This window comes from Mesorhizobium sp. M0030 (assembly GCF_040323695.1).
Lineage (GTDB): Bacteria > Pseudomonadota > Alphaproteobacteria > Rhizobiales > Rhizobiaceae > Mesorhizobium.
In genome coordinates, this window is record NZ_JAMYVE010000001.1 from 254,052 (window position 1) to 271,832 (window position 17,781).

Annotated in this window: 18 protein-coding genes; 8 read left to right on the forward strand and 10 right to left on the reverse strand. The window is 63.7% G+C overall.

The window, feature by feature from the left end:
- Window positions 1–53: 53 nt before the first annotated feature.
- The 6 genes from fdhD (at window position 54) to NKJ80_RS01210 (ending at window position 4,275) form a co-directional block, all read left to right on the forward strand.
- Window positions 54–884, forward strand: coding sequence for a formate dehydrogenase accessory sulfurtransferase FdhD (fdhD, locus tag NKJ80_RS01185; protein ID WP_352496886.1), 831 nt, complete (start codon window positions 54–56; stop codon window positions 882–884).
- Window positions 874–1,188, forward strand: a complete 315-nt coding sequence (locus tag NKJ80_RS01190) for a formate dehydrogenase subunit delta (protein WP_023688796.1) — start codon at window positions 874–876, stop codon at window positions 1,186–1,188. The genes fdhD and NKJ80_RS01190 overlap by 11 nt, the downstream gene beginning before the upstream one ends.
- 134 nt (window positions 1,189–1,322) lie before the next feature.
- Window positions 1,323–2,876 (forward strand): alpha/beta fold hydrolase, encoded by a 1,554-nt coding sequence (locus NKJ80_RS01195; RefSeq protein WP_023823790.1) that lies wholly within the window; start codon window positions 1,323–1,325, stop codon window positions 2,874–2,876.
- 110 nt (window positions 2,877–2,986) lie between these two features.
- Window positions 2,987–3,466 (forward strand): carboxymuconolactone decarboxylase family protein, encoded by a 480-nt coding sequence (locus NKJ80_RS01200; protein ID WP_023688798.1) that lies wholly within the window; start codon window positions 2,987–2,989, stop codon window positions 3,464–3,466.
- Window positions 3,467–3,542: 76 nt separating this feature from the next.
- On the forward strand, window positions 3,543–3,905 hold the full coding sequence (locus NKJ80_RS01205; protein WP_352496887.1) for a nuclear transport factor 2 family protein: 363 nt from the start codon (window positions 3,543–3,545) through the stop codon (window positions 3,903–3,905).
- A gap of 55 nt (window positions 3,906–3,960) precedes the next feature.
- Entirely contained in the window at window positions 3,961–4,275 is a 315-nt protein-coding gene (locus tag NKJ80_RS01210) for a hypothetical protein (RefSeq protein WP_023834344.1), read from the forward strand.
- A 28-nt stretch (window positions 4,276–4,303) separates the two neighbouring features.
- Here the strand turns inward: NKJ80_RS01210 and NKJ80_RS01215 are convergent, their stop codons facing one another.
- From NKJ80_RS01215 to NKJ80_RS01260, 10 genes are all read right to left on the reverse strand, one after another.
- Window positions 4,304–5,002, reverse strand: a complete 699-nt coding sequence (locus NKJ80_RS01215) for a DUF3592 domain-containing protein (protein ID WP_352496888.1) — start codon at window positions 5,000–5,002, stop codon at window positions 4,304–4,306.
- A gap of 153 nt (window positions 5,003–5,155) precedes the next feature.
- Window positions 5,156–6,583 (reverse strand): gamma-aminobutyraldehyde dehydrogenase, encoded by a 1,428-nt coding sequence (locus NKJ80_RS01220; RefSeq protein ID WP_352496889.1) that lies wholly within the window; start codon window positions 6,581–6,583, stop codon window positions 5,156–5,158.
- Window positions 6,584–6,688: 105 nt separating this feature from the next.
- Window positions 6,689–7,504 (reverse strand): ABC transporter permease, encoded by an 816-nt coding sequence (locus tag NKJ80_RS01225; protein WP_023673416.1) that lies wholly within the window; start codon window positions 7,502–7,504, stop codon window positions 6,689–6,691.
- Window positions 7,494–8,459 (reverse strand): ABC transporter permease, encoded by a 966-nt coding sequence (locus NKJ80_RS01230; protein WP_352496890.1) that lies wholly within the window; start codon window positions 8,457–8,459, stop codon window positions 7,494–7,496. The genes NKJ80_RS01225 and NKJ80_RS01230 overlap by 11 nt, the downstream gene beginning before the upstream one ends.
- Window positions 8,460–8,679: 220 nt before the next feature.
- Window positions 8,680–9,678, reverse strand: coding sequence for an ABC transporter ATP-binding protein (locus tag NKJ80_RS01235; protein WP_352497095.1), 999 nt, complete (start codon window positions 9,676–9,678; stop codon window positions 8,680–8,682).
- Window positions 9,679–9,888: 210 nt separating this feature from the next.
- Window positions 9,889–11,043 (reverse strand): ABC transporter substrate-binding protein, encoded by a 1,155-nt coding sequence (locus NKJ80_RS01240; RefSeq protein WP_023692632.1) that lies wholly within the window; start codon window positions 11,041–11,043, stop codon window positions 9,889–9,891.
- A gap of 211 nt (window positions 11,044–11,254) precedes the next feature.
- Window positions 11,255–12,166 (reverse strand): LysR family transcriptional regulator, encoded by a 912-nt coding sequence (locus tag NKJ80_RS01245; RefSeq protein ID WP_023673412.1) that lies wholly within the window; start codon window positions 12,164–12,166, stop codon window positions 11,255–11,257.
- A gap of 80 nt (window positions 12,167–12,246) precedes the next feature.
- On the reverse strand, window positions 12,247–12,858 hold the full coding sequence (locus NKJ80_RS01250; protein WP_023692634.1) for a DedA family protein: 612 nt from the start codon (window positions 12,856–12,858) through the stop codon (window positions 12,247–12,249).
- A 55-nt stretch (window positions 12,859–12,913) separates the two neighbouring features.
- Complete coding sequence (locus NKJ80_RS01255) at window positions 12,914–13,189, reverse strand: hypothetical protein (RefSeq protein WP_155923951.1); 276 nt, start codon at window positions 13,187–13,189, stop codon at window positions 12,914–12,916.
- A gap of 69 nt (window positions 13,190–13,258) precedes the next feature.
- Window positions 13,259–14,023, reverse strand: coding sequence for a DeoR/GlpR family DNA-binding transcription regulator (locus tag NKJ80_RS01260; RefSeq protein ID WP_352496891.1), 765 nt, complete (start codon window positions 14,021–14,023; stop codon window positions 13,259–13,261).
- A gap of 420 nt (window positions 14,024–14,443) precedes the next feature.
- Here NKJ80_RS01260 and NKJ80_RS01265 point away from each other — a divergent pair, with 420 nt between their 5' ends.
- Both NKJ80_RS01265 and NKJ80_RS01270 read left to right on the forward strand, forming a co-directional pair.
- Complete coding sequence (locus NKJ80_RS01265; protein WP_352496892.1) at window positions 14,444–15,328, forward strand: phosphotransferase; 885 nt, start codon at window positions 14,444–14,446, stop codon at window positions 15,326–15,328.
- The gene (locus NKJ80_RS01270) at window positions 15,325–17,778 is read left to right on the forward strand and encodes a GcvT family protein (RefSeq protein WP_352496893.1); all 2,454 of its coding nucleotides are present in this window, start codon (window positions 15,325–15,327) and stop codon (window positions 17,776–17,778) included. Before NKJ80_RS01265 ends, NKJ80_RS01270 begins: the two co-directional genes overlap by 4 nt.
- Window positions 17,779–17,781 lie beyond the last annotated feature (3 nt).

The window sequence follows — 17,781 nt, forward strand, 5'->3', positions numbered from 1 at the left end:
CGCGAGCCTCCACAGCTACTGCGAAGGACGGACAGGGCAGAGGGGCGCGCCTCGTGACCCGAAAAGGCCAAGCCACCACCCAAATCTCTCGCCTTGCCCACCGCGCCAGCGGCACTGCGGCGGCCAACCGCATGGTGCCGGAGGAGACGCCGGTGGCGTTCTCCTTTGCCGGCACCACCCATGCGGTGATGATGGCGAGCCCGGCCGATTTCGAGGATTTCGCGCTCGGCTTCTCTCTGACCGAAGGCATCATAGCCTTGCCTGACGAAATCGATGCGATTGAGGTCGAGGACCATGGCGCCGGCATCGATATCCAGATCCGGCTGAAGGACCAGGCCAATACGCGCTTCGAGACGCGGCGCCGGCGCTTGGCCGGGCCGGTTGGCTGCGGGCTGTGCGGCATCGAATCGATTGAGGAAGCGATGCGCTCGGTCGACAAGGTTGGTGCGTCCAAGCTTACGCTTGAAGCCGACGATATCACCCGTTCGGTAAAGCTTTTGTCCAAGGTGCAGCCTCTGCATTCAGAAACCGGCGCCGTGCATGCAGCGGGCTTCTACATTCCCGGCAAAGGCATCGTCATGGCGCGCGAGGATGTCGGCCGGCACAATGCGCTGGACAAGCTGGCCGGCGCGCTGGCGAAGGCCGGCATTGACGGTGCATCGGGCGCGGTGGTGGTGACATCACGCGTCTCGGTGGAGATGGTGCAGAAGACGGCGGCGATCGGCTCGGCCTTCATCATCGCCGTCTCGGCGCCGACAGCGCTCGCCATCCGCACCGCTGATGAGGCCAGCATGACGCTGGTGGCGCTGGTGCGCGGCGACGATTTCGATGTTTTCACCCACCCGGAACGGGTGGTCTTGGGAGTTGCCCAGCATGTCGCATGACGAAGAACACATCACGAGCACCGGGGAAAAGCTGGTGCGCATGGCCAACCAGATCGCCGCCTTCTTCCATTCAAGGCCCCGCGAGGAAGGTGTGGCGGGCGTGGCCGAGCACATCAACAAGTTCTGGGAGCCCAGGATGCGCCGGCAGTTCTTCGAGATGCTGGACAGCGGCGGCGAAGGTTTTGACGAACTCGTCGTCGTGGCCTCGGCCAGGATCAAGCGGCCGAAGACCGAGGAGCAGGCCGATGTGAGCATCGGCTACGTCCAACCCACGGGTGCAGAGAGCGCCGCTCCCCAGAAATAGCCTCCCCCAGAAATGGCGGGCGAACACGGTTCGCCGCGGGCTATATTCCTGTCTTCTAAAGTTTGGCTGCCGCATCCGCCGGGCGTCTGCTATGGTCGGCGATCAGAAATCGTCTGGCCGGGCGGGATAGCAACGTGAGGCCGATCGAGACGCGATATGCCCTCAGCGGCGACGTGCGGATCGCCTATCAGGTGGTCGGCCAGGGATCGTTCGACCTGGTTTTCGTGCCTGGCTTCATCTCCAATCTCGACCTGCATTGGGAAGACGAGGGCTACGCCAGGCTGTTGAAACGGCTCTCGGCGTTCTCGCGGCTGATCCTGTTCGACAAGCGCGGCACCGGCCTGTCCGACCGCGTCGACCCACGCCACCTGCCCAGCCTCGAAACCCGCATGGACGATGTGCGCGCGGTGATGGATGCCACCGGCAGCGGCCGCGCGGCCTTGCTCGGCGCTTCGGAAGGCGCGCCGATGGCAATGTTGTTTGCCGCCACCTATCCGGAACGGACACGAGCGCTGGCGCTCTATGGCGGTTATGCGCATTTCCACAAATGGGTGATGTCGCCGGAGCGCCTCGAGGCCTTCATCGCGACGGCCGGCACGGAATGGGGCACGGGCGCCACACTGCCCAACTTCGCTCCCGGCCGGGTAGATGATGCGCATTTCACCCAGTGGTGGGCCCGCTTCGAGCGGCTGTCGGCCAGTCCGACGGCAGCGGCCGCTCTTGCCCGAATGAATGCCGGGATCGACGTGCGCGGCGTGCTTTCGGCGATCGGCGCACCGACTCTGCTCATCCATCGCCGCAACGACGCGCGGGTGGACCCCGGAGCCAGCCGCTTTCTGGCGAAAAACATCTCGAATGCGCGACTGGTCGAGGTCCCCGGGCGCGACCACCCGATCTGGACCGGCGATGTCGACCGGGTGGCCGACCTGATCGAGGAATTCCTGACCGGCGAGCGTGCCGTGGCCGAAGCGGAGCGCGTGCTTGCCGCTCTTCTGGCGACACGCATCTACGACACGGCGCGGGTTGGCGACCGCATGTGGAGCGAGCGCAGCGAGCGCTTCCAGGAGAGCTGGCGGCAGCTGGTCGGCCGTCATGGCGGACGCGTTGCCGGCATCCATGGCGAATTGATGATCTCGCGCTTCGACGGGCCGGCGCGGGCCATACGCTGCGCGGCGGCACTGCGCGATGCGGCGCAACATATGGGCATTGCAAGCGCCCAGGGCGCCCATGTCGGCGAGGTCGAAATGCGCGGGCCGCCCGTGGGGCTGATGGCACGGGTGACGATGCAGATCGCCGCCCATGCCGGGCGCGGCGACATTCTGGCGTCGCGGCTGGCGGCCGATCTGGCGGCGGGGTCCGGCCTGTATTTCATCGATGCCGGGCGTGTCACGGTGGATGAGCTGGACGAGCCGCTGGCGCTGGTCCAGGCGACGTCGGAACAGCACCTGGAGCCGGCCTGCCGCCCCAAGGCGAAACCCGCCGAGCCGGCTCAACTGACGGCGCGCGAAAGCGAGGTGGTGATCCTGATCGCCGACGGCAAGAGCAATGCCGCGATCGCCGCCGAGCTGAGGCTCAGCGAGCATACGGTCAAGCGTCATGTCGCCAACATATTGCTGAAGCTCGATTTGCCGTCACGGGCGGCGGCAGCGGCATTTTCCGCCAGGCAGGCTGGCCCGGACGGGCCATAGGGACCATGGCGCTTTCGGGCGAAGCGGCCAGGTGGGGTCGAGGCGTACCAATTCTCTCCACGCAGGCCAGGCGGATGTCGCCGGGAAAGGCACTGCGGATGGAGGATGCAATGCTGAAGTCAAACAGGTCGATCAAATCGCTGGTGATAGCGGCAGGCGTTGGCGCGCTGTTCACGATCGCTCCCGCCAGGGCCGAGGATGCCTCGGCGGCCGCCGCCTACAAGGACATCGAGGCGACGCTCGGCTCGGTGCCGGACATGTTCAAGACGCTGCCGGATGTCGCGGTTGCCGGCGCCTGGGCCGAGATCAAGGGTGTGCAGCTCAACCCCAAGACCGCGCTCGACGGCAAGACCAAGGAACTGCTGGGGCTGGCCGTCGCCTCGCAGATCCCCTGCCAGTACTGCATCTATTTCCACACCGAGGCCGCCAAGCTCAATGGCGCGACCGATGAGGAGATCAAGGAAGCGATCGCGATGGCGGCCATCGTTCGCCACTGGTCGACGATGCTCAACGGCAGCCAGGTCGATTTCGCGACCTTCAAACAGCAGACCGACGGCGTGTTCGCAGCCGTCAAAGCCAAGTCGCAGTGAAAGACAAACGCCCGGCGGTGCGCGCCGGGCAGTGCTTGATCATCAACCGCCCGATCGACGGGCCATGGAGGAAGAAATGCTGACAAAGACGCAAAGCGTGGACGGCGCGGCGATCAAGAAAGCGATCGAAGGACGGGACGGCAGGATGCTGGCGAGCTTCTATGCCGACGACGCGCTGGTGCGGGTGATCGACCGCAACAATCCGCCGAGCAAGCCGCGCGAGATCCGCGGCCGGGCGGCGATCAGCACGTTCTGGGACGACATCTGCAGCCGGGCGATGACCCACAAGGTCGACACCACCATCGCCGACGGCGACAATCTCGCCTTCACCCAGGCCTGCGTCTATCCGGACGGAACGAAAGTGTTCTGCGCGGCGATGCTGGAGCTGAAGAATGGGCGGATTGCACGACAGACGGTCGTGCAGGCTTGGGACGAGTAGTTGCACCGCGAAAAGATCAACCGCGGTTTGGGCCGCAAAACTGGAGGAGACAAAAATGTTCAGCGCCAGATGGCAGATCGACGCCAAGTTCGGGCACAAGCAGACCGTGCTCGACCTGTTGAAGAAATGGGAACGCGAGATCGGCTCTCAGGTCGGCATTGCCGATCTCGAGTTCCAGATCATGACCGGTTCGATCGGAGCTCGGGAAGCGACGGTCGAATCGCATCATCAGGTCGAAAGCCTTGCCCAGCTGGAGGGTTTCTTCGCCAGGATCGGCATGATCGACGCCCACGCCAAATGGGGCAAGGAGATGGAGCCCTACGTCGTTTCAGGCACCAGCCTTTGGAACATCTACCGCATCGTGGAGTAGCCGTGGCAGGTGCAGCAGTTTTCGGCCATCAGTTGCGGCGGCCGAAACTCGTCCGCTGCCCGGAAAACCGCCCTTCCCTGGCCAATCCGGCAGCCGCGACACGTGCCGGCTGATTGGGCAATGTGGCCTGCTTGGCCAGGGCCGCCGCTATCAAGGCGTCGGCCTGGCGCGCGCGCTGGTCCGCGCCGGCATCTCCGGCAGGGTTGCCCGCCACGGCGGAGGTCGACATCCGCCGGCGGGGTTTGAAAGCAAGATAGAGAAGCAACGCGCCGAGCAGTCCAGCCCCAATGACGATCGTCAAACGCGTGCCGGTCATGCCGGTGCGTTCGATCTGGGTGGGGTTGGCGGGGTTCTGGACGACGGTGAGCTTGTCGCCGACCTGCGGTTCGCGGGCACCGTTCTTGTTCAGCTCCATCGTGGCCTCGACGGCGTCGGCGCCGGTGCCGACGCGCAAGGTGCCGGTGAATTTCTGGGTCACCTTCCACTCTTTGTCAGCATGAACCGTCTTGAACGCATCCACCAGTTCGCACGGGATCGTGGCGGTGCTGACGGTCTTGTAGACAATCTTGTGGGTGGTCGATTCCATGTCGCATTCGACATTGACCGCGAGGATTTCAGCAGGCGCCTCGGGCCAGCCGCTCTTCTTGATCATGTCCTTGCCGCCGAACACAGCGATCATCAGACAGAAGCCGGCAATGAGTACCAGCTTGATCTTGGTCGTGTTCATGCGCAAACCCCTCGCCGCGCGGTTTCCCGGCAAGAGGCTGCTCGTTCAGGTTGAATATTCAGTAAATCGTGAACTCCCGCCGTACCGCAAAAGTAACTCTCGCTTAATGTACAGAAAACGGGTTGGCGAATATTTTAGAGATAGTGGCGGCCTCTACCCATGCGCCACCATCACATGACGAACGGCGGTATAATCCTCCAGCGCATAGAGAGACATGTCCTTGCCGTAGCCAGACTGCTTCAGCCCGCCATGCGGCATCTCGTTGGTCAGCATGAAATGGGTGTTGATCCAGGTGCAGCCATATTGCAGACGGGCGGCCGTCGCCATGGCGCGCGAGACGTTCTTGGTCCACACCGAGGATGCCAGGCCGTAGTCGCTGTCATTGGCCCAGTTCACGGCTTCATCGACTTCGGAGAAGCGGGTGATGGAGACGACCGGACCGAACACTTCGCGGCGCACGATCTCGTCTTCCTGCAGCGCGCCGGCAACCACCGTCGGCTGGTAATAGAAGCCGGAGCCTTCGCCGGGCTTGCCGCCGGTGGTGATCTCGATGTGCTTCAGTTCCGAAGCGCGCTCGACGAAGCTCGAGACGCGATCGCGCTGGCGGCGCGAGATCAGCGGCCCGATCTCGTTTTCGGTGTCGTCGGGCTGGTTGTATTTGATGGTCGAGACGGCAGATGAGAGATCGGCGACGAGCTTGTCGTAGATCTTCTTGCCGGCATAGATGCGGCAGGCGGCTGTACAATCCTGCCCGGCATTGTAGTAGCCGAAAGCGCGCAGGCCGTTGACCACGGCGCCAAGGTCGGCGTCGTCGAAAACGATGACCGGCGCCTTGCCGCCGAGTTCCAGATGCGTGCGCTTGACCGACTTGGCGGCGGCCTGCAGCACCTTCTTGCCCGTGGCGACGTCGCCGGTGATCGAAATCATGTTGACCTTGGCGTGATTAATCAGCGTGTTGCCGACGCTGTCGCCGCGGCCGAGCACGACATTGACGACGCCCTCGGGCAGAACCTCGGCCAGGATCCTGGCCAGCTTCAGCGCCGTCAGCGGCGTCTGCTCCGACGGCTTGAAGACGACGGTGTTGCCGCCGGCAATGGCCGGCGCCAGCTTCCAGGCCATCATCATCAGTGGATAGTTCCACGGCGCGATGGAAGCGACAATGCCGATCGGATCGCGCCGCACCATCGAGGTGTGGCCGGGAATGTATTCGCCGGCGACCACGCCCGGCATCGAACGCACAGCGCCGGCAAAGAAACGATAGCAGTCGACGATCGCCGGGATCTCGTCATTGAGCACGGCGTTGATCGGCTTGCCGCAATTCAGCGCCTCGAGCGCCGCGAACTCCCGCGCGTTGGCCTCGATGCGGTCGGCGATCTTGAGGAGATAGCCGGAGCGCTGCGCCGGCGTTGTGCGTGACCACAAGACGAATGCTCGCCCGGCGGTAGTAACAGCCGCCTCGATCTGCGCCTGGCTTGCTTCAGGCAGGTTGAGAATGGTCGCCCCGGTCTTTGGATTCAGAATCGGCTCCTCGGTCTCGGTGCCGTTCTCGAACTTCGAGCCGATCAGCATCTGGGTGTCCATGCAGGTTCTCCTCGGTCAGGAGCGAGTAGCGAATAGCGAGTAGCGAATAGGGCTGGTCGTGCAATCTCCCCTATTCGCTATTCGCTACTCCCTATTCGCTGTTCTTCATTTGCCCGAACCGGCGATCTGGTCGCCGTCGCGGGTCAGGTAATAGGCGGCAAGGATGGGCAGCAGCGTCACCAGCACCACGACCATGGCGACGACATTGGTGACCGGACGCTGGCGTGGGCGGATCAGCTCTTCCAGCATCCAGATCGGCACGGTCTGCTGCTGGCCGGCGGTGAAGGTGGTGACGATGACCTCGTCGAAGGAGAGCGCGAAGGCGAGCATCCCCCCGGCAAGCAGAGCGGTGGCGATGTTGGGCAGCACGACGTGCCGGAAGGTCTGGAAGCCGTCGGCGCCGAGATCCATCGAGGCCTCGATCATTGAGCCGGAAGTGCGGCGGAAACGGGCGACCGCATTGTTGTAGACGACGACAACGCAGAAGGTGGCGTGGCCGAGCACGATCGTCCAGAACGAGAACGGGATGTCGGCTAGCGAGAAGGCCGAGCGCAACGCGATGCCGGTGATGATGCCGGGCAGCGCGATCGGCAGGATGACGAGCAGCGAGATCGTCTCGCGGCCGAAGAATTTCGTCCGTGACACGGCGGCGGCGCACAGCGTGCCCAGGATCAAGGCAATCGCCGTCGAGATGGCGGCGACACGGACCGACAGCGACAGCGCCTGCCAGACATCCGGCCGGTTCCAGGTGACGGCAAACCATTGCGTGGTCAGCCCCGGCGGCGGCCAGACGAAGCTCTTCTCTTCCGTGGTGAAGGCATAGACGAAGATCAGCAGGATCGGCAGGTGCAGGAAGAGCAGGCCGCAAGCGGCTGCGATCTTGAGGCCGAGCGGGGCGGATTGCGAACCGTCAGAGCGCATCGAAGGCCCCCATGCGCTTGGCGCCCCAGAGATAGAAACCCATGATGACGATGGGCACGACGGTGAAGGCGGCGGCGAGAGGGATGTTGCCGGCTGTGCCCTGCTGCGAATAGACGGCCTGGCCGATAAACAGCCGCGACGTGCCGATGATCTGCGGGATGATGTAGTCGCCCAGCGTCAGCGAGAAGGTGAAGATCGAGCCGGCGACGATGCCGGGCAGCGCCAGCGGGAACAGCACGTTGCGGAAGGTCTGGCCCGGCGACGCCCCGAGATCGGAGGACGCCTCGACCAGATTGCCGGGCACGCGCTCCAATGCCGCCTGCACCGGCAGGATCATGAACGGCAGCCAGACATAGACGAAGGCGATGAAGGTTCCGGTGGCGGAGACCGACAGGGAATTGCCGCCGACGACCGGCAGCGACAGCCAGCCATCGAGCATCCAAAGCAGATGCAATTTGGCCAGCAGCCAGGTCAGAATGCCTTCCTTGGCGAGGATCAACTTCCAGGCGTAGATCTTGACGAGGTAGCTCGACCACAGCGGCAGCATGATTCCGAGATAAAACAGCGCCTTCCACCGGCCGCGGGCATAGCGCGCCGCATAATAGGCGATCGGGAAGGCGATGACGGCCGAGGCCAGCGTGACCAGCACCGCCATCGTGACCGTGCGCAGGATGATGTCGAGATTGGCGGGCTGGAACAGGTCGCCATAGGTCTTCAGCGTGAATTCGTGGTTGATGAGGCCGGAGAACTCGTCGATCGAAAAAAAGCTCTGCGCCAGAAGTGCGAACAACGAGCCGATATAGATAACGCCGAGCCATAGAACCGGCGGCAGCAGCATGAGGAACAGCAGCAGTTGCGGCTTGCGCCAGAAAAGGTCCGACAGTGCGCCGCGCATGCCACCGCTGCCGGGCAGGATGGCGGGGGCGGAGGTTGAGTTGAGCGCGGCGATGGTCATGGGGCGACCGCGTGCTGAAGGAACCCTGAGAAGCCGCGTTCCTTCACACCCCCCTCTGTCCTGCCGGACATCTCCCCCTCAAGGGGGGAGATCAGCAGTTTCGCTGCCTCGCCAAATCCCCAACGTTGAAGATTGGCGAAACCGGGAGGAACAGCCAATCTCCCCGCTTGAGGGGGAGATGTCCGGCAGGACAGAGGGGGGTGCTTGGCGCAAACCTCAATCATGCCGGCTCGTCCATCAAATGCAAATGCTCGCGGTTGAACGTCAGCACCACCGCTTCGCCTTCCGCCGGCAGCTTTGTCCCGGCCGGCACGATGGCGTGCAGCCTCAACCCGTCGGCGTCGAGCGCCAGCTTGGTCGTAGCGCCGAGATAGTTGGTTCCGACCAGGCGCGCGGCGACGCCCTCGCCTTTGGCGGCGCGGCCGATGCGGATGGATTCGGGACGCAGGCTGCCCCAGCGATGCTGGCCGGAATAGCGCTGGACGAAGTCCGGCGGCAGTACGTTGGAGGAGCCGACGAAATCGGCGACGAAGCGGGTCTTCGGCCGCTGGTAGATGTCTTCCGGCGTGCCGATCTGCATGATCTTGCCGTCATTGAAGACGGCGACGCGGTCGGCCATCGACAGCGCTTCGCCCTGGTCGTGGGTGACGAAGACGAAGGTGATGCCGAGCGCCTTCTGCAGCGACTTCAGCTCTTCCTGCATGTTCTCGCGCAGTTTGAGATCGAGCGCGCCGAGCGGCTCGTCGAGCAGAAGCACCTTGGGCTGATTGACCAGCGCACGGGCCAGCGCCACGCGCTGGCGCTGGCCGCCGGAGAGCTGGCCGGGACGGCGGGCGCCAAAGCCTGGAAGCCGCACCAATGACAGCGCCTCTTCCGCCGCCTTCTGCCGCTGCGGCTTGGCGACGCCCTTGACCATCAGCCCGTAGGCGACATTGTCCAGCACGTTCAGATGCGGGAACAGCGCGTAGTCCTGGAACACGGTGTTGACGTTGCGACGATAGGGCGGCATGCCCTCGGCGCGGTCGCCGAAGATCGAGATCGAGCCCGATGTCGGCTGCTCGAAGCCGGCGATGAGGCGCAGGCAGGTAGTCTTGCCGGACCCCGACGGACCAAGCATGGCGAAGAACTCGCCCGGCACGATGTCGAGATCGACCGCATCGACGGCGCGCACGCTGCCGAAATGGCGAGAGACTTTCTGGAAGGAAACGGCCGAGGTCATGGGCTGTCCTGATCTGTTGCCGGTTTGTGGTTCGTCGAAATAGCTCTTGCCGCCACCAATCAGGCCAGCGGGCACGGCACTTCACCTCCCCCTCGATGGGGAGGTCGCGGCGAAGCCGCGGGTGGGGGTGACTAGCACCGGACGTCAGCGCTGCCCCCACCCCGACGCTGCGCGTCGACCCTCCCCACAAGGGGGTGGGTTAAAGGGAGCTCAACGCCCGCCGATGACGCCGATATAGTCGGACACCCAGCGGTAGTAAGGCACGCACTGGTCGTTCTGGGTTGCGCACTTGGAGACCGGGGTCTTCCAGAACTTGATCTTGTCGAAGTTCTCGTAGCCGTTGGTCTTGCAGCCTTCCTCGCCGAGCAGCTCGTTGCCCTTGCAGGCAGCGGGCACCACGGGGAGCGAGCCGAACCAGGCCGAGACATCGCCCTGGACCTTGGGCGACAGCGAATGCTCAAGCCACATATAGGCGCAGTTGGGATGCGCGGCGTCGGCCTCCATCATGGTGGTGTCGGCCCAGCCGGTGACGCCTTCTTCCGGCACGGTCGAGGCGACCGGCTTCTTGGCGGCAACCAGCGTGTTGACCTGGTAAGGCCACGAACCGGAAGCGACGACGCCTTCGTTCTGGAAATCGTCGACCTGGATGGCGGCGTCATGCCAGTAGCGGCCGACCAGCGTCCGCTGAACACGCAGCAGCTCGAGCGCTGCCTTGTACTGGTCTTCGTTCAATTCGTACGGGTCCTTAATGCCGAGTTCCGGCTTGTGGAACATCAAATAGTTGGCGGCGTCGGCGATGTGGATCGGGCCGTCATAGGCCTGGACGCGGCCCTTGTTGGACTTGCCGTCCGGCAGGTTCATTTCCTCGAAGACGACGTTCCAGCTCTTGGGCGCTTCCTTGAAGACATCGGTGTTGTACATCAGGATGTTCGGGCCCCACTGATAGGGAACGCCGTAATGCACCTTGTCGACGGTGAACCAGGGCGCATCCTTCAGACGGTCGTCTACCGCCTTCCAGCTCGGGATGAGATCGGTGTTGATCGGCTGCACGCGCTTGCCGGCAACGAGGCGCAGCGATGCGTCACCCGAAGCGGTGACTAGATCGAACCCACCCTCATTCATCAGCGAGACCATCTCGTCGGAGGTGTTCGCGGTCTTGACGTTGACCTTGCAGCCGCTCTCCTTCTCGAAGGAGGTCACCCAGTCATAGCCCTTGTCGGTTTCGCCGCGCTCGATGTACCCCGGCCAGGCAACGATGCTGACCTCCCCTTCGCCCTTGCCAAGTTCCTTGACCTGGGCGACGGCCTGACCGGAAAAGGTCAGCGCGACCGTCAAGGCGGTGCACGTCTTCAGGAATGAATTCATCGTCAATCTCCCATTTTGGCGCCTGACTGCGAAGCGAGTCGCCGCCGCGGTCAGCCGCAGGCTGAAAAGCGTCAGTTCATCCGATGGCACGTTGCCGCTCTGATCGCGGCTTTCGTCCCTGACATGAAAAGTGCTCGGAAAATTCCGGTTTCGCAAATTCATTTATCAGAAACGCGATATCGGTTTTTCCGATAGATAACCACGCACCCTATCAACGCTGCTGGCGTACCATACGCTGCGACTGGGCAAGGCCGATGAAGTCGCGCGACGCCTGCGGCAGACCGGAGCCGCGGCGCCAGACCATGCCGACCTGGACGACCGGCAGGGAACCCGAAATGTCGCGCGATTCGATGCGGTCGCCTTCCAGCGACCACGGCCGGTAGACTAGGTCGGGCAGCAACGCCACGCCCGCACCTGTGGCGACGAGGCTGCGAACGGCTTCGACCGAGCGGGTGCGAAAGGCGACATGCGGCCTGGCGCCGATCGCCGCCAGAAGCTTGCCGGTGTTCTCCTCGATCTCGTCGACGGTCAGCATGATCAGCGGCTCGCCGGCAATGTCGCCTATGCCGATAATGTCGGCGCTGGCCAGCTTGTGGCCGAGCGGGACCCACAGCCGGTAGGCCGAGACCTCGAGGATTTCCGACTGCAGAGCGGTGCGGTCGCGCAAATTGGAGGTGACCATGACGGCAATGTCGAGCTTGCCGCCGATCAGCAGATGTTCGAGATAGTCGCCATTGTCCTCGATGGCCGAGACATCGACGCCGGGATAGGCGCGGCGGTAGCGCGCCAGCAGATCGGACAGCACATAGCCCGCGACCAGCGAGGTGACGCCGAGCTGCAGCCGCCCGCCGGCCACCACCTGGTCGTCGGAAAAAGCGCGGCGCGCGTCGGAGACGTCGGCCAGGATCTTGGTCGCATGGCGCAGGAACTGGTGGCCTTTGTGGGTAATGTTGAGGCCACGCGGATGGCGCTCGAACAATTCGACGCCGAGATCGCTCTCCAGCTCCTTGATCGCCTCGGTGACCGAGGATTGCGAGATGGAGAGGTTTTGTGCGGCGCCCGACACCGTGCCTTGCTCGGCGACGGCAATGAAGAACTGCAGCTGGCGGATGGTGAAAGCCATGGCCGGACTAAACACCGGCGCGCCGGGGAAGGAAAGCCGAAGGCGGAGCTTATACCCATACGGCTTGAGGCGCCTCCTGGTCAGCCGAACCCGAGGCGCCGCCGGCAGGCAGGACCGTAGCGAAGCGCGAGCATGAACGCCGTCTCCAGCGCCAGGACGATGACGATGATGCGAAAGCCGATGGCATAGGAATCCCGGCCGCTGCCGCGCATAAGGTAGCCGGTGACGAGGAAGCCGGTGTTCCATAGCGTGGCGCCGAGCAGCGTCGCCGCCGCGAAGGGCAAGAGTGGAAGACGGAGCGCGCCGGCCGCGATCGGCAGATAGTTGCGAACCGTCGGGATGAACTGCGCCAGCAAGGAGACCCGGACATGATGGCGGCGGTAGGCCTGACCAAGCTTGCTGTAGGTCGCATAGCGCAAGCAGACATATTTGCCGAAACGCTCGACCAGCCTGTCGGCACGATCCAATCCAATCCTACGGCCCACACTATACCAGACAAGGCAGCCTGTGATGGCGGACAGCGTCGTCACCAGAAGCAGGATCGCCAGCGCCAGGAGATCGGAGGCTGCCGTCATGCCGAGGAACAGCAGCAGCACATGCGAGGGCGGCAGCGGCAGGATCTTTTCAGTGAAGGCGAGACAGCCGACACCAAGCAGGCCGAAGCCCAGGATCGCCGACAGTGGATCAGTCATGCGAAGCGCCAGTCATAGGTTTTGAGGTTCTTGATCCTGGACACCTTATACACCGTCATACACCGTCGCCGGCGGAAAGTTGCGGAATGTCCGGCCAAGCCGGGTCCGCTTCCAGGTCGGAGCGCGCAAGCGTCCAGGAAAGACAAGGCATCGTTTGCAGCATGGTGGCCTCATTGCTGATGCGGGCGATTCGCCCGGCCCGCATTTCGACGAGGCGCTGTTTGCGGCTGCCAAGTTGCATGGACATTGCGAAGAGCGGGATGATTGAAAAAAGCAATTTTTCACCAGAACGACATCTTATGCGGCCGGCGACGCGGCGCGCATGATGCACAACATCGCCTTCGTGGTATCGGGTGGCGGCATGGGCCGGGATCGCGGCGCGCCAGTCGCTGGTGTTTGGCTAGGCCGCAGCGATGCTGAGGCGCGCTCCAGCCTCGGCAAGTGCCGAGGCAATGTCGCGCGGCGGCGGCTGGTCGGTGGCGAGTTCGGAAAAACCGTCGAAGCCGCAGACCTGGACCAGACCCTGGCGACCGAACTTGGTGTGGTCGGTGATGACCAGCGAGCGCTGGCCGCGCGACAGCACCATGCGGGCGAACTCCGCCTCTTCCAGATCGTAGTCGGCAAGGCCTGCGGCGGCATCGACGGCGCCGATCGAAATCACCGCATGGCTGACCGAGAAGCGGCTGACGAAATCGATCGCCGAGGCGCCGAAGGCGGCTCCGGAATCGCTGCGCAATTCGCCGCCGGCCATATAGACCTTGTTGCCGTTGACGGTGGCCAGCGTGCGGGCGATGTCGGATGAATTGGTGACCACGGTCAGCCGCCGGTGGCCGAGCAGTTCGCGGGCCAGGAACGAGGTCGTGGTGCCGGTGTCCAGCATGACCGATTCACCGTCGCGAATGGTGGCAGCGACCATGCGGGCGATCAGCCGCTTGGCCTCCGCATTGTCGCGCATGCGCCGCTCGAACGGCGCTTCGCCGGCCATCGACGGCAGGCCGATGGCGCCATGCATCTTGAGCACCGAGCCATTGCCGGTCAGTGGCTTGACATCCCGGCGCACCGTTTCAAGCGAAACCCCCAGCCGGTCGGCGAGGCTGGCAATGGTGACGGTGCCCTCTTCCTGGAGGAGGCGGAGGATTTCGCCATGCCGTTTCGAATGGATCATCTGGCTTCCTGAATTTGCGGCCTGCCCGGTTTTAGGGCAATGCCGCCGTTTTTAAAGGAATTGCTCGTGGTTTCGGGCAAAACACCCAAAAAAAGTCACAACATTTCATTGACAGTTAGGTAGCACTGGCGTGACATTGACGGCGTGACAGCTTCGGAACTGCCACGGGAGGGTGATGGCAGAGCCGCAATTCACGGACCGGACCGTCTGGCCAGACCGTCTGGGTTTGAACTGGCACAAAAGTTTCTCAAATCCGCGGGGGCGGAGACCGGGTATCAAAACCTGGCCAGAGGGGCTCGTCGGTGCGGCGCGGGATAGGAGTTCCTGCGTCCCGCACCGACGAGATTTTTTGCGTTTCCCAACGCTCGTTGCGCGGCGCATGGCGCCCAGGAAAGCTCCGCAAAAGTCAGGGATGGCCCCGTGACTGCTGAAGACCGCATCCGGGCCTTGCCTTGCTGGAATGGCAGCATCGACATTGCGCCGCTGCCGGGCGGCCTCAGCAACGCCAACTATCTGGTCAAGGACGCGGCCGGGCGGCATGTCGTGCGCTTCGGCCAGGACTATCCATTTCACCACGTCTTTCGCGACCGCGAGGTGATGACGGCCCGCGCGGCGCACGCCGCAGGCTTCGCGCCGGCGGTCCACCATTCCGAACCCGGCATCATGGTCACGGAATTTCTCGGCGCGAAAACCTATGTTGCCGAGGACGTGCGCGCCAATATCGGCCGCGTCGCGGCCCTTATGCGCGGGTTCCATCGCGAGATGCCCAATCACATCTCCGGCGCCGGCTTCATGTTCTGGGTCTTCCATGTCATCCGCGACTATGCGCGAACGCTGAGCGAAGGCGGCAGCCGCAAGCGCGACGAGCTGCCCAGGCTGCTGGCTCTGGCCGACGAGTTGGAGCGGGCCCAGAAACTGCTGCCGATCGTCTTCGGCCACAATGATCTTTTGCCGGCAAATATTCTCGACGATGGCGACAGGTTGTGGCTCATCGATTTCGAATATGCCGGTTTCAACACCGCGATGTTCGATCTTGCCGGCGTTGCCTCCAACGCCGAGATGAGCGACGCGGAGTCCTTCACTTTCCTCACCGCGTATTTCATGCGCGAGCCGGATGAGGCGATCCGCCGCTCGCACGCGGCCATGCAATGCGCCTCGCTGCTGCGCGAGGCGATGTGGAGCATGGTTTCCGAACTTTACCTCGACGCGCCCGGCATCGACTACGTCGCCTACACCGCGCAGAACCTGACGCGGCTCGACGCGGCGCTGGACAATTACCGGACGAAATACGGGACACAGCCATGACATTGCCTACACATGCCGGCATCGTCGTCATCGGCGGCGGTATTATCGGCTGTTCGACGGCCTATCACCTGGCACGCGACCACAAGGCCGATGTCGTGCTGCTGGAACAGGGGAAGCTGACCTCGGGTTCGACCTGGCACGCGGCCGGGCTGGTCGGCCAGCTGCGCTCGTCCGCCTCGATCACCCGCGTGCTCAAATATTCGGTCGAGCTCTACAAGGGGCTGGAAGCCGAAACCGGGCTCGCTACCGGCTGGAAGATGACCGGGTGCCTCAGGCTTGCGACCAATGCCGACCGCTGGACCGAATATAAACGGCTGGCGACGACGGCCAGGAGCTTCGGCATGGACATGCAGTTGCTGTCGCCGGGGGAGGTCAAAAAGATGTGGCCGCTGCTGGAGACCGGCGACCTCGTCGGCGCCTCCTGGCTGCCGACCGATGGGCAGGCCAGCCCCTCCGACATCACGCAGTCGCTGGCCAAGGGCGCGCGCATGCATGGCGCGAAGCTGTTCGAGGATGTCCGCGTCACCGGATTTGACATGATGGACGGGCACATCACCGCGGTGAAGACCAACAAGGGCGACATTGCTTGCGACAAGGTGGTGAACTGTGCCGGGCAATGGGCGCGCCAGGTCGGCGCGATGGCCGGCATTTCCGTGCCGCTGCAACCCGTCAAGCACCAGTACATCATCACCGAGAAGATCGACGGGCTGGCGACCGACGCGCCGACAATCCGCGATCCCGACCGCCGTACCTATTTCAAGGAAGAGGTCGGCGGGCTGGTGATGGGCGGCTATGAGCCGAACCCACAAGCCTGGACGACCGGCCTGTCCGGCGGCGATGTCCCCGATGACTGGGAGTTCCGCCTGTTCGACGACGACTACGATCATTTCGAGCAGCATATGAGCCAGGCGATCGTGCGCGTGCCGGCGCTGGAGACGGTCGGCGTCAAGCAGATGATCAACGGGCCGGAGAGTTTTACGCCGGACGGCAATTTCATCCTCGGTGTCGCGCCCGAATGCGCCAACATGTTCGTCGGCGCCGGCTTCAACGCCTTCGGCATCGCTTCGGGCGGCGGCGCAGGCTGGGTGCTAGCGCAGTGGGTGGTCGACGGCGAAGCGCCGCTCGACCTCTGGGTGGTCGACATCAGGCGCTTTTCCGGCCTGCATCGCGATCGGCAATGGGTCAGCGATCGCACGCTGGAAGCCTATGGCAAGCATTACACGATCGGCTTTCCGCATGAGGAGTACGTCTCGGGCCGGCCGCGCATCGTCTCGCCGCTCTATGACCGGCTGAAAGAACATCGCGCCGTGTTCGGCTCCAAACTCGGCTGGGAGCGGCCGAACTGGTTCGCGCCGCAGGGCGCCAGACCCGAAGACATTTATTCCATGGGCCGGCAGAACTGGTTTGGCCCGGTGGGCGAGGAGCACCGCCATGTGCGCGAGAAAGTCGGCATCTTCGACCAGTCGTCCTTCGCCAAATACGAAATGACGGGTTCGGATGCGGCTAAGGCGCTGGACTGGATCTGCGCCAACGATGTCGCCAAGCCGGTGGGACGGCTGACCTACACGCAGCTTCTCAACACGCGCGGCGGCATCGAGGCCGATTTGACGGTGGCCAGGCTCGCCGAAGACAAATTCTACATCGTGACCGGCACCGGCTTCCGCACGCATGATCTCTCCTGGATCGGCGACCATGTCGGCAAGGGTCTCGACGTGACGCTGAAAGATGTCACTGAGGATTTCGGCACGCTGTCACTGATGGGACCGCGGGCCCGCGACGTTCTGGCTGCCGTGACCGATGCCGATGTCTCGAACGCCGCCTTCCCGTTCGGCCATATCCGCGAGATCACGACTGCCGGCCATACGGTTCGGGCGCTGCGCGTCACCTATGTCGGCGAGCTTGGTTGGGAATTGCATGTGCCGATCGCCGCCACCGGCGAGATTTTCGACACGCTGATGGCGGCAGGCAAGCCGCACGGCATCCGGCCGATCGGCTACCGGGCGCTGGAATCACTTCGGCTGGAGAAAGGCTACCGCGCCTGGGGCTCCGACATCACCCCCAACGACACGCCTCAGGAGGCCGGCCTCGGCTGGGCGGTGAAGCTGAGGAAGAACACCGATTTCGTCGGCCGGCGGGCGCTCGAAAAGATCAGCGGCGCCGACCTGAAGAAACGCTTTGCCGGCTTCACGGTCGACGATCCCGATATCGTGCTGGTCGGGCGCGAGACGATTTTGCGCAATGGCGAACCGGTCGGCTATCTCACCAGCGGCGGATATGGCTACACGCTGGCTAAGAACATCGGCTATGGCTATGTCCGCAACGCCGATGGCGTCAGCGACGATTTTCTCAGCTCAGGCGACTATGAGCTGGTGGTGGCGATGGAACGGACGCCGGCGAAGATCCATCTCGAACCGATGTACGATCCTTCGATGAGCAGGATCAAGGCATAGGCT